General features: G+C 62.8%; 8 protein-coding genes and 1 pseudogene. 4 read left to right on the top strand and 5 right to left on the bottom strand.

From position 1 onward, the window contains the following. Window positions 1-139: 139 nt before the first annotated feature. Complete coding sequence (locus WN982_RS32845) at window positions 140-1,255, top strand: sensor domain-containing diguanylate cyclase (protein WP_341316190.1); 1,116 nt, start codon at window positions 140-142, stop codon at window positions 1,253-1,255. A gap of 101 nt (window positions 1,256-1,356) precedes the next feature. Here WN982_RS32845 and WN982_RS32840 read toward each other — a convergent pair. The 5 genes and pseudogenes from WN982_RS32840 to WN982_RS32820 form a co-directional block, all read right to left on the bottom strand. Further along, window positions 1,357-2,464: pseudogene (locus WN982_RS32840) on the bottom strand (catalase). A 225-nt stretch (window positions 2,465-2,689) separates the two neighbouring features. Beyond that, window positions 2,690-4,450, bottom strand: a complete 1,761-nt coding sequence (locus WN982_RS32835; RefSeq protein ID WP_341316189.1) for a penicillin-binding protein 2 — start codon at window positions 4,448-4,450, stop codon at window positions 2,690-2,692. A gap of 120 nt (window positions 4,451-4,570) precedes the next feature. Beyond that, entirely contained in the window at window positions 4,571-5,194 is a 624-nt protein-coding gene (locus tag WN982_RS32830; protein ID WP_341316188.1) for a trimeric intracellular cation channel family protein, read from the bottom strand. A 367-nt stretch (window positions 5,195-5,561) separates the two neighbouring features. Continuing rightward, entirely contained in the window at window positions 5,562-7,103 is a 1,542-nt protein-coding gene (locus WN982_RS32825) for a methyl-accepting chemotaxis protein (RefSeq protein ID WP_341316187.1), read from the bottom strand. 1,051 nt (window positions 7,104-8,154) lie between these two features. Continuing rightward, on the bottom strand, window positions 8,155-8,316 hold the full coding sequence (locus tag WN982_RS32820; RefSeq protein WP_341316186.1) for a hypothetical protein: 162 nt from the start codon (window positions 8,314-8,316) through the stop codon (window positions 8,155-8,157). Window positions 8,317-8,380: 64 nt separating this feature from the next. Here WN982_RS32820 and aepX point away from each other — a divergent pair, with 64 nt between their 5' ends. Genes aepX through WN982_RS32805 form a run of 3 tightly spaced genes read left to right on the top strand, consistent with a single transcriptional unit; the run spans window position 8,381 to window position 12,344 of the window. Next, entirely contained in the window at window positions 8,381-10,105 is a 1,725-nt protein-coding gene (gene aepX, locus WN982_RS32815) for a phosphoenolpyruvate mutase (RefSeq protein ID WP_341316185.1), read from the top strand. Then, window positions 10,102-11,277, top strand: a complete 1,176-nt coding sequence (gene aepY / locus WN982_RS32810; protein WP_341316184.1) for a phosphonopyruvate decarboxylase — start codon at window positions 10,102-10,104, stop codon at window positions 11,275-11,277. The genes aepX and aepY overlap by 4 nt, the downstream gene beginning before the upstream one ends. Next, on the top strand, window positions 11,277-12,344 hold the full coding sequence (locus WN982_RS32805; protein ID WP_341316183.1) for a 2-aminoethylphosphonate aminotransferase: 1,068 nt from the start codon (window positions 11,277-11,279) through the stop codon (window positions 12,342-12,344). Before aepY ends, WN982_RS32805 begins: the two co-directional genes overlap by 1 nt. Window positions 12,345-12,367 lie beyond the last annotated feature (23 nt).

Below are 12,367 nucleotides of genomic sequence, written 5' to 3'. Positions count from 1 at the left end.
ATGAAGCGATTGCTGAAACGCCTGGCCCGCTGCGAGGACGTCGGTGGCGATCCTACCCTCAAGACCCGGCAAATTCGGCCGTTATTACGGTGGTTGGGGCCGCTGACCCCGCCTCGCCTCCGGGCGCATCGCTGATAACGTGACAAATCTCGCCCAATCGCCGCTTTCCGATCGCCTGCGCGCGCTCGTCGATACCGTGCAGCACAACGAGCGCACGCTGCGCCGTTTCCAGAGCGTCGAATTGCGGTTGATCGGCGCGCAGGATTTCGCGTCGTTTCTCGATACGCTGTTCAGCCATCTGCCGCAAGAATTCTCGCTGGCGAGCGTCACGCTATGGCTCGACGACCGCGCGCCGATGCTGCTCGAACTGCTCGAGCCGGGCGCCTTGGAGGTCCTCGGCCAGGCTAGTCTTAAAACGTCGCGCGAAGGGGGACTCGCCGCGCAGCGTCTGTGCGGCGCGGGCCAGCCGTGGTTGGGTCAGGTGCGCGAACTGGACGAACCCACACGCAGCGCATTCTTCGGTGAAGATGACTTGCCGGCGAGCGCGATCGTGCTGCCGCTTGCCGCCGGCGACACAATCAGCGGCTATCTTTGCCTCGGTAGTGACGACCCCGCGCGTTTCGGCGAGGGCATGGCCACGGACATTCTGGAACGCTTTGCAAGCATCGTCACGGCAAGTCTCGACAATGTCGCGCATCGCGAGCGTCTCAAGCAACTCGGCATGACCGATGCGCTGACCGGCCTCGCCAATCGCCGTTACTTCGACGAGCGGCTGCGCGAGGAGATCACGCGCGCAGCGCGCTATGCGGTGCCGGTCGCCTGCCTGTTCATCGATATCGACTCCTTCAAGCGTATCAACGACACCTACGGCCACCAGACCGGTGACCGCGCGTTGGCGGCAGTGGCAGCGTGTGTGCGGCAGCAGGTGCGTCTTGGCGATACCGTGGCGCGCTACGGCGGCGAGGAGTTCGCGGCGCTGCTGCAAGGCGATCGAGGCGACGCGCTGACGGTCGCCGAGCGCGTTCGGCTGGCGGTCGAAAAACTGGATTTGCAGGACGACCACGGCGAGCGGATCGCGTTGACCGTGTCGATAGGCGTGGCGGCGCGCACGATAAGCGGCGCGCCGGCGGATGCGACCACGCTTGGCCGGGCGATGATGGATGAAGCCGATCGCGCGATGTACCAGGCCAAACGCAATGGCCGCAATCGCGTCGAGGCGATTGCGAAAGCGGCCAGCGATAACGTGCAACGTTAATAGCTTCCAGGGCGGCGCGGGGCGAGTCGCTGGTCAGGCATGCCGCGCGCCTTCAACCGGTTGCGTGCGCAACCGGCAGGGCGCGTTGAAAAGCGAGGCGCTTAAGACAGTGCCGTTTCCGAAGTGAGACCTGCTTTACTGAGCTCTTTCTTCACACCTTCGGCGTAACTCGGGTCGACCTTTTCGAACAGCGCCAATTGCCGCTCGACGATATCTTTCGGCACGCCCGCCATGGCTTCAGCGATGTTCCGGAAGAAGCGCTCGTACTGGGCTGCATCGAACAACTTGTACAACGCGCGCGGATGGCTGTAGTAGTGGTCGTCCTCGCGATGGTTGTAGCGCTCGATCGCGCCTTCCACTGCAAGCGGCGGCTCGTTGACCGAAGGGTCCTGCGGAAAGGCCCCAAAACGATTCGGCTCATAGTTCGGCATACTGCCGAGATTGCCGTCCGCACGCATCGCGCCGTCGCGGCTGCTCGAACAGATCGCGTTGCGCGCTTTTGCGATCGCGGCCGATCAGTTCAGTCGCCTCTGCATTCGTGTAGGTGGCGATGCCCTGTTTCGACTTGAAGTGGAACTTCACGTAGAAGCGTTCGTTCTGCGCGTTAATGAACGAGTACGTGTGCGAGCCGTAACCGTTCATCTGCCGGTAATTCTGCGGGATGCCGCGATCGCTCATCAGGATCGTGACCTGATGCAGCGATTCTGGATTGCGCGACCAGAAATCCCACACCATAGTGGCGTCGCGCAGATTGGTTTTTGGATTGCGCTTTTGCGTGTGAATGAAATCGGGGAATTTCAGTGGATCGCGAATGAAGAACACCGGCGTATTGTTGCCGACCACATCCCAGTTGCCTTCCTCGGTATAGAGCTTGATGGCGAAACCGCGCACGTCGCGCTCAGCGTCGGCCGCGCCACGCTCGCCCGCGACGGTCGAAAAGCGCAGGAAAGCAGGCGTGACCTTGCCAACTTCGAAGACTTTGGCTTTGCTGTACCGCGTGATGTCGTGCGTGATGGTGAGCGTGCCGAATGCGCCCGAGCCTTTCGCATGCACGCGGCGCTCGGGAATGACTTCGCGGTCGAAATGCGCGAGTTTTTCGATCAGCCAGAAGTCCTGCAGCGTGATCGGGCCGCGCGGGCCGACGGTTTCCGAGTTCTGGTTATCGCCGACCGGCGTACCTGCAGCGGTCGTCAAAGCACGATTCGGTATGGCTGTTCCTTAGCTTGCTTGCGGGGGAATGCGCCGATCGCTCTCGTGGCGACCGATGCGCAACGGGGCGCCGGATGCCAGATCGTCCAACGCGAGGGCTAGTCTAGCAAGGCTTGCAGAACGCCGCCCAATGAAACCTCCTGAGGAAGGCTGAAGAGGCTGAGCGGAGGAGAGGGGGCATGCGGCGTGCATTGCATTCGCGATGTCCGCCTCGACGTCCGCCAGTTACGCATCCGGCGGCACGCCCAACAACTGCAATGCACCGCCCGTCACCGCGCCGAACACCGGCCCGGCCACGGTCCCGCCGTAGAACGCCTTGCCGGCCGGATCGTCGATCATCACCGCGACGATCAGGCGCGGGTCGCTCATCGGCGCCATGCCGATAAACAATGCACGGTAGCGGTTTTTCGCGTAGCTCGCGCCGACCTGTTTGCGTGCAGTGCCGGTTTTGCCGCCGATCCGGTAGCCTTCCACTGCCGCTGCGCGTCCCGTGCCGCCGGGGCCTGTGGCCATTTCCAGCATCGAGCGGATCGCGCGCGCGGTGGCGGGCGTCGTGACCGTCTGGCTCTTGCGCGCGGCCACCGGCGCATCGGCCGCCGTGCTACCGGCGGTGGCGCTGCTTGCGGCGCTCGCCGGATCCCGCAACAAACTCACGTGATGCATGGTGCCGTCGCCGGCGTATGCCGTGTAGACCTGGGCAATCTGCAGCAGCGATGCCGACAGGCCATAGCCATACGCCATGGTCGCCTGTTCGATCGGACGCCAGCGTTTGTACGGGCGCACCTTGCCCGACGCGACGCCCGGAAAGGTCAGATCGGGTCGGAGCCCGAGCCCGTATTCCCGATACTTGGTCCAGATCGTTTCGGCGGGCAGATTCAGCGCGAGCTTGGCGAGTGCGATGTTGCTCGACTTCTGCACCGCTTCGGCGACGGTCATCGCGCCGTGATTCGACGTGTCGTGAATCACCGCCGGGCCGATCCTGTACCAGCCCGGCGCCGTATCGATGATGCTTTGCGGCCGCACCTTGCCCTGATCGATCGACAGCGCGACCACCACCGGCTTGATTGTCGAGCCGGGCTCGAAGGTGTCGACCACCGCGCGATTGCGCAGTTGCCGCCCGGTCAGCCGGGCGCGGTCGTTCGGATCGAAGCTCGGATAATTGGCCAGCGCCAGGATCTCGCCATTACGGGCATCGAGCACGACCACGCTGCCGGCTTCGGCGTGGTGTTTGGCGATCGCCGCTTTCAGCTGCGCATACGCGAGCTGTTGAATCCGCCGGTCGATTGTCAGGTGGATGGTTTCGCCGTTCTGCGCGGGCACCAGCGGCCCGGTCTCGGACACGACCCGGCCCAAACGGTCGCGGATCACTTCGCGCTGGCCGGGCACGCCGAGCAACTGCTCGTTGGCGGCGAGTTCGACGCCTTCCTGGCCGTTGTCCTCGATATCCGTGAAGCCGACCACGTGGGCCGCCGATTCGCCCTCCGGATAAAAGCGCTTCGAATCGGCGATTTGCGTGATGCCGGCGAGCCCCAGTTTGCCGACGTGATCCGCGGTGTCCGCGTCCACCTGGCGTTTGAGCAGCACGAAGGTCTTGTCGGCGGTGAGCCGCCGGCGCACTTCCGTTAGCGGCAAGTCGAGCAGCTTCGAGAGCGGCGGGAAGGCGGCTTCGTCGAGCAGCTTCGGGGTGGCCCAGATTTCGTAGGTCGCGAGGCTTACAGCAAGCATCGAGCCATTGCGATCGACGATCCGCCCGCGTGTCGCATCGAGTTCAATGGTTCGCTGATAACGCTTTTGCCCCTGATCGACGTAGAAGTCCTGATTCACCACCTGCACCCAGAACGCGCGGGCCGCCAGTGACGCGAAGGCGCCGAACACCAGCAGGATGACGAGTTTCGAGCGCCACATCGGCAGGCGCGCGCTCAGCAAATGGTTCTTCGCGACGGGCACGTACGGATCGTGCGACTGCAGTTTCTTCTTCTGGATCATGGGTGCGGATACGAACAGCAGTGCGCGGCGAGGCAAACCGGCGAAGCCGGCGGCCCGTCACGCGTGACTGTCGAGCGTGCTCCTTGAGCGAAAGCCGCACGCGTGTGGCGTGCGGCGGGATTAGCCTGTACCGCCCGAATCGGCGGTGGTGAATACCTTGAGTTGCCAACGAAACCGCACCGCCAGCATGCGTACCGCGAAGCCGCCTGCCAGCACGATGACCGAGGCCGGCTCCGGCGCCACGTTGCAGGCTTGCAAAGCCACGTACAGCGCGCCGGCGCCAAGCGCGATGCTGGCGTACAACTCCTTGCGCAACACGAGCGGCACCTGATTGCACAGCACGTCGCGCAGCATGCCGCCGGATACGCCGGTGATCGCGCCGGCCAGCACGACGATCGCCGGGCTCACGTCCACAGTCGCCGCGACGTCGCAGCCGATGATCGCGAAGGCGATCAGGCCGATCGCGTCGACCGTGACGAACAGCCGTTGCCAGTTGCGTAGCCACTTCGCGCCTGCCGCGGCGATTGCTGCCGCCCCGATTGTAATCAGAACGTAATCTGGATGCGAGACCCATGCAAGCGGATAGTGGCCGAGCAACACATCGCGCACCGTGCCGCCGCCGAGCGCGGTGACAGTGCCGACGAGACACAGGCCGAAGCGATCCATGCCGCGGCGCATGCCCATCAGCGCGCCGGACATGGCTTCGGCGACGATGGCGAGCAGGTAAAGGAGGTGTAGCAGCATGACGGCGAGCCTTGATGGGACGGCGCTCGGGATGCTCTCCGGCGGAGCTTGCCGCGAGGCGCGCGTTTGAAAGCGGCCATTATCGGAAGCGGCGGGTTCCGATGAAAACGCCTTTAGCCGAATTCGGCAATGCCAAATTCGGCTTAACCTGGTTGCGGTCATGGGTGTGATAAGCGTGGTGAGCGTCTGCTGAAAAGCGGGCGCTTCATGGGGGGCGCGAAAAACAAAAAAACCGCGCGATTTAAAAATCCGCGCGGCTGGTTCGTTCGATTAATGCGTCGATTCCGACGCGGCGTGTTAAGAGACGCTCTCTGCCTGTTGAGCGCCTTCTTTTTTGTGTGCTGCGCCGCGCTTTGGAGACTGAGCCTCAGGCCGGCAGAGCGAAACTCGAAATCGCCTCGCGCAGCACGCCCACCTGATCTTTCAGCGAATGGGCCGCGGCGGCGGCTTGCTCGACGAGCGCCGCATTCTGTTGCGTGACCTGATCCATTTCGCCGACCGCGCGATTGACCTGCTCGATACCCGCGCTTTGTTCGCGCGATGCGTTGCTGATCTCTTCGAGGATTTCATTGACGCGGCGCACCGATTGCACGATCTCGCTCATGGTCGAACCGGCGTTGGCGACGAGCGACGCGCCCGCTTCGACGGTACCGGTAGACGTTTCGATCAGCGCCTTGATTTCCTTGGCGGCCGTGGCCGAGCGTTGCGCGAGGCTGCGCACTTCCGCGGCGACGACGGCGAAGCCGCGCCCCTGTTCGCCCGCGCGGGCCGCTTCGACGGCAGCGTTGAGCGCGAGGATGTTGGTCTGGAACGCGATGCCGTCGATCACGCCGATGATGTCGCCGATCTGCCGCGAGCTGCTGGTGATTTCGCCCATCGTGCGGACCACGTCGTCGACCACGCGGCTGCCGCGCGTGGCCACATCCGCGGCTTGACCGGCGAGTTGCGCTGCTTGCTGCGCGCTGTCCGCGTTCTGCTTCACGTTGACCGTCATCTGATCCATGCTCGACGCGGTTTCGACGAGCGCCGCTGCCTGTTCTTCGGTGCGTTGCGAGAGATCCGTGTTGCCGGCGGCGATTTCGGTCGCGCCGATATTGATGTTTTCGGTGCCCTGACGCACGCGCGAAACCGTATCGACGAGACCGGTCTGCATGGTGTGGAGTGCGTGCAGCAGACTGCCGGTGTCTTCCTGACGAACCGGCACGCGCGTGGCGAGGTTGCCGCGTGCCATGAGTTGGGCTGCCTCGACGGCCGCTTCCAGGTCGCCGCCGAGCGTGCGGCGGATACTGCGCAGAACCAGCAGCATGACGGCCGAGGCGATCACGCCGAGCGTCACGGTGATGACGAGCCAGCGCAGCAGACTGGCGTAGAAGGCGCTCTGCACATCGTCCATGTACATGCCGGTGACGAGATACCAGTCCCACGGCGCGAAGTGGAGTGCGTAGCTTGTTTTCGCGACGGGATGGTCGCCGCCTGGTTTGGCCCACATATAGTCGACGAAGCCGCCGCCGTCGCGATTGCCCGCGTTGACGATGTCGACGAACAGATGGTTACCCGCCGGGTCGGTGAACTGCGCGAAGTTTTTGCCGACCATTTCCTTCTTGATCGGATGCATCAGCATGACGGGCTGCGAGTCGTTGACGGAGATGTAGCCGTCTTTGCCATAGCGCATGGCGGCTAGCGTTTCCAGCGCCTGTTTTTTTGCTTCTTCCTCGGTGATCGTGTGTTGCTGCGCGAGCGTGTAATAGCGGTTGACGATGTGGTTCGCCTGGTCGATCAGCGAGGTGAGTTGATCGCGGCGATCGGCAATCATGGAGGCGCGGTTTTGCCATGCGCCGAAGCCGCCGATCAGGATCAAGCCGATCCAGAGGACGGCGATCATTGAGGCTAGTTTTTTGTTCAGAGTCATAGCGATGGGGTTTGCTTTCGCAAGTGGTCGGTCGGGTTTGGTCGCTTTTGGTCGCTTGCAGCGAGTGGCTTGTCGCTGACTGTGTTTACGGCTCGGGAGCGACTGCTCCGCAGGGAGGGGAAACCCGTTGTTTTATTTTTTTATTTGTCTGTTGATTTGGGTTTTTGCCTTGCGGGGCGCTTGTTGGTTGTGTGCCAGCGGTGTTGGCCTTTCCTTGCTTTCTTATTGGTTTATTAGCGTCGCCCCTGTGCGGGGCAGGCACTTACTTTCTTTGCCGCCGCAAAGAAAGTAAGCAAAGAAAGCGGCTTCACACCGCTAATTCTTAAGCGGGTCCCCCGGCTTGGAGGAGGCAGTGGAGCATCTGGAATCTGTGTCTTCGCACACTCCGCGCTTGTGACAAGGCAGTCATACTTCCGGCGGCGCTGCGCGCGCCGTGGCGGTACTTCATCAAACTGCCCGTTGGTTTCGGCACTCGACGGTAATTCACAAAGCCGCCCTCTGATTTCAGCGGCGACGTTTCGCCCGGCATAGTGGCGCGCGCTCCCAAACTTCAGTGTTTCGCCGAGGCGAAGCCGATGGCCCCGACTGCGCGCAAACGAAGCCGCGGTTTTCCCTTGCGGACCGTTCCGGCGAGCACGCAGTGCGAGGCGGGAAGAATGACTGCCTTGTCACCAGCGCGGAGTGTGCGAGAGCACTGATTCCAGATGCTCCACTACCTCCTCCAAGCCAGGGGACCCGCTTAAGAATTAGCGGTGTGAAGCCGCTTTCTTTGCTTACTTTCTTTGCGGCGGCAAAGAAAGTAAGTGCCTGCCCCGCACAGGGGCGACGCTAATAGACCAATAACAAAACAAGGAAAGGCCACCACCGCAGGCACACAGAAAAAAAGCGCCGAGCAGGCAAGCACCCCAGTGGCAGGGCTAATAAACCAATATAAAAATTGGTACAGAAAGCGAATAAAACCAGATATTAAAAAACCTCAAAACCACCAAAATCGCCAAAGGCAAAAAGACAAAACAAAAACCCACCAACTCAATCCCATCAAGGCAAAGCCTCATAAAACCGCAAGACGCCAACCAAATCCAAAACCAGAAAACCCAAACCCCCATTGCATGGGAAATGCAAAAAACAGCACATTTTTCCACTTAACGGCAACAACAAAAAGCCGAATACGGGCAAAAAGACGCATAAAAACGATTTCAGCTATAGTCGCCATTTTCCAAAGCCGCCAGCCGGGCAAAAAAACACCAATAGCCCGTCACCAGGAGCAAAGCAAAAACATGAACGCCCGCGAACCTGCATTCATCACCGCCTCCCGCAGCGTGCGCCTGCGCCAAATGCTCATTAGCAATGAACTCGAATTCATGATGGAGGCCCACAACGGTCTCTCCGCCCGCATCGTCCGCGAAGCGGGCTTCAAAGCAATCTGGGGTTCGGGCCTCGCAATTTCCGCGCAATACGGCGTGCGCGACAACAACGAAGCCAGCTGGACGCAAGTCGTCGATACCCTCGAATTCATGGCCGATGCCAGCGATCTGCCGATCCTCCTCGATGGCGATACCGGTTACGGTAACTTCAACAACGTGCGCCGCCTCGTGCGCAAACTCGAACAGCGCGGCATCGCCGGCGTCTGCATCGAAGACAAGCAATTCCCGAAAACCAATAGCTTCATCAATGGCGAACGCCAGCCGCTCGCCGATATGGATGAGTTCTGCGGCAAAATCAAAGCAGGTAAAGACTCGCAGTCCGATGAGCACTTCTCGATCGTCGCCCGCGTCGAAGCGCTCATCGCCGGCTGGGGCATGGATGAAGCGCTGCGTCGCGCGGAAGCCTATCGGCAAGCAGGCGCCGACGCGATCCTGATTCATAGCAAGCTCTCGCGGCCGGACGAAATCCTCGAGTTCGCGCGCGAATGGGCCGGCCGCGGGCCGCTCGTGATTGTGCCGACCAAGTACTACAGCACCCCCACCGAAGTGTTCCGCGAAGCTGGCATCAGCACAATCATCTGGGCGAATCATCTGATCCGCGCGGCGACCTCGGCGATGCAAGCGGTCGCCAAAGAAATTCACAGCAGCGAAACGCTCGTCAACGTCGAAGACAGCATCGCGGCAGTCAACGAAATCTTCCGTCTGCAAGATGCCGACGAATACTCGGAGGCCGAAGACCGCTATCTGTCGGGTGGACGCGCGGCAAGCGCGGCAGTCGTGCTGGCGGCAAGCCGCGGCGCGGGCCTCGAAGCGGTCACCGAAGATCGTCCGAAAGTCATGCTGCCGATCGCGGGCAAGCCGCTCCTGCGCTGGCTCGTCGATGCGTTCAAGAAGCAGGGCGTCAACGACATCACGGTGGTCGGCGGTTATCGCGCCGATGCGATCGATACGGCCGGCGTCAAGCTGGTCGTCAACGAACGTCATGCGCAAACCGGCGAACTCGCGTCGCTCGCCTGCGCCGTCGACAAGCTCGCGGGCGACACGGTCATCTCGTACGGCGATCTGCTGTTCCGCAGCTACATCCTGCGCGATCTGGTCGAGAGCGAAGCGGCGTTCAGCGTGGTGGTCGATTCGTCGTTGACCGACGCGGAAAACGCCAGCGTGCGCGACTTCGCGTGGTGCTCGGCAGCCGACGATCGCGGTCTGTTCGGCAACAAGGTCGTGCTGCGTCATGTGTCGAGCGGGCAGGCGGCTGCGTCGGCGATCGCTGCGCAAACGCCGCATGGCCGCTGGGTCGGTCTGCTGAATGTGCGCGGTGAAGGCCGCGAGCGTCTGCAAGCTGTACTCGCCACGTTGCAGGCACGTCCGGATTTCGATTCGCTCGACATGCCCGCGCTGCTGAACGCGCTGATCGAAGCAGGCGAATCGATCGAAGTGCAATACGTGCACGGCCACTGGCGCGGTGTGAACGACCTGGAAGACTTCCGTCGTGCCGGCGATTTTGCCCATGCGCAAGCGCCGTTCGCGACAACCGTCGACAGCAACGCCAAGGGCAAAGCCAGCGGAGCAGCGCAATGATCGAAGCAGCACAATTCGTCGAGGCGGCGCGCGAACGCGGCTTCGACTGGTACGCAGGTGTGCCGTGTTCGTATCTCACGCCGTTCATCAACTACGTGTTGCAGGATGATTCGCTGCACTACGTGTCCGCGGCCAACGAAGGCGACGCGGTCGCGTTGATCGCGGGCGTCACGCTCGGCGCGCAAAACGGCCGGCGCGGCATCACGATGATGCAGAACTCCGGGCTCGGTAACGCAGTGAGCCCTTTGACCTCGCTGACGTGGACGTTCCGCTTGCCGCAATTGCTGATCGTCACGTGGCGCGGCCAGCCGGGCGTTGCCGACGAACCGCAGCACGCGCTGATGGGACCGGTCACGCCCGCCATGCTCGATACGATGGACATTCCGTGGGAAACCTTCCCCACTGAAACCGACGCGATCGGCCCGGCGCTGGATCGCGCAATCGCTCACATGGATGGAACCGGCCGTCCATACGCGCTTGTGATGCAGAAGGGCAGCGTCGCGCCATATGAACTGAAAGAGAGCCATGCAGGCGCGCGCCGCGTGCCGGCTGCGCCGCGTTCGCAGTTCAGGAACGTGGCGGCGCATGAATTGCCGTCACGTCACGACGCGTTGAAGAAAGTCATCGCGCACACACCGCTCGAATCGACGGTGGTGCTGGCGTCGACGGGATTTTGCGGTCGCGAACTCTACGCAATCGACGATCGTCCGAACCAGTTGTACATGGTCGGCTCGATGGGTTGCGTGACGCCGTTCGCGTTGGGCCTTGCCCTGGCGCGCCCCGACCTGCACGTCGTCGCGCTCGACGGCGACGGCGCCGCGCTGATGCGTATGGGCGCGTTCGCGACGCTCGGCGCATACGGTCCGGCGAATCTCACGCACGTGCTGCTCGACAACGGTGCGCACGACTCGACCGGCGGTCAGGCGACGGTGTCGCCGCAAGTGTCGTTTGCAGGTGTCGCCGCGGCATGTGGTTACGCATCGGCGGTTGAAAGCGACAGCCTGAACGTGATCGACGCGTTGTTCGAAGCGCCGCCGCTCGACGGTCCGCGCTTCGCGCGTCTGGCGATCCGCCGCGGCACGCCGGATGGTCTGCCGCGTCCCACTATCACCCCGCCCGATGTGAAGACGCGCCTGATGCGCCACATCGGCGCTGCTCAAGGAGTGCGCTAATGCTGCTGCTCAATCCCGGCCCGGTGACGCTCACCGAACGCGTCCGCAACAGCCTGCTGCAAACGGATCTGTGCCATCGCGAAAGCGAGTTTTTCGATTTGCAGGAAGAAGCGCGCACGCGCCTGGTCGAGCTCTATGGGCTTGACGCCAAAGCGTGGCAAGCGGTGCTGATGACCGGCTCCGGCACCGCGGCCGTGGAAAGCATGACCGCCGCGCTGGTGCCGCAGAACGGCAAGCTGCTGGTGATCGAAAACGGCGTGTACGGCGAGCGCATTTCGCAGATCGCCACCCAGTACGGCATCGCACACGAGTCGCTGAAACACGACTGGATGCAGGCGCCGGACCTCGCGAAGATTTCTGAACACCTCGACGCGGACAAAGCGTTCACGCACGTCGCCGTGATTCACCATGAAACGACGACCGGCCGCCTGAACGATCTGCAAGCGCTCGGCGCGCTGTGCCGCGAGCGCGGTCTGCGCCTGCTGGTGGACGGCGTCAGCAGCTTCGGCGCGGAAGCAATCGATTTCGCGGACACCAGTCTCGACGCCGTCGCGGCAACCGCGAACAAGTGCCTGCATGGCGTGCCGGGCGCGTCGTTCGTGCTGGTGCGCCGCGCCGCGCTTGCGCAAGCGGCGAGCCGCACGTATTACCTGGACCTCGGGCGTCTGGCGCGTTTGCAGGATCAGCGCAACACGCCGTTCACGCCGTCGGTCCACGCGTACTACGCGCTGGTCGAGGCATTGCGCGAAATCGCCGACGAAGGCGGCTGGCGCGCGCGTCATGCGCGTTACGCCGCGCTCGCCGAGCAGGCGCGCGCGGGTCTGGCGGAGCGGGGCATCGGCAGTGTGTTGCCGCCGGAGCAGTCGTCGGTGGTGCTGCGGGCGTATCGCTTGCCGGACGGCGTGTCGTATCCGCAACTGCACGACGCCTTGAAGGCGCGCGGTTTCGTCATCTATGCCGGTCAGGGCGGCCTGTCGGCCGAACTGTTCCGCATTTCGACCATGGGCAACATCCACGCCGCCGATATCGACCGCTTGCTGCAAGGCTTCACCGAACTCACGCGCTGATTTCCGTGTCGGCGCTCATGACG

Origin of the sequence: Paraburkholderia sp. IMGN_8, assembly GCF_038050405.1 — a bacterium.
Lineage (GTDB): Bacteria > Pseudomonadota > Gammaproteobacteria > Burkholderiales > Burkholderiaceae > Paraburkholderia.
Note: the sequence above shows the minus strand (reverse complement) of the source record. Positions and strands in the feature narration are given on the sequence as shown.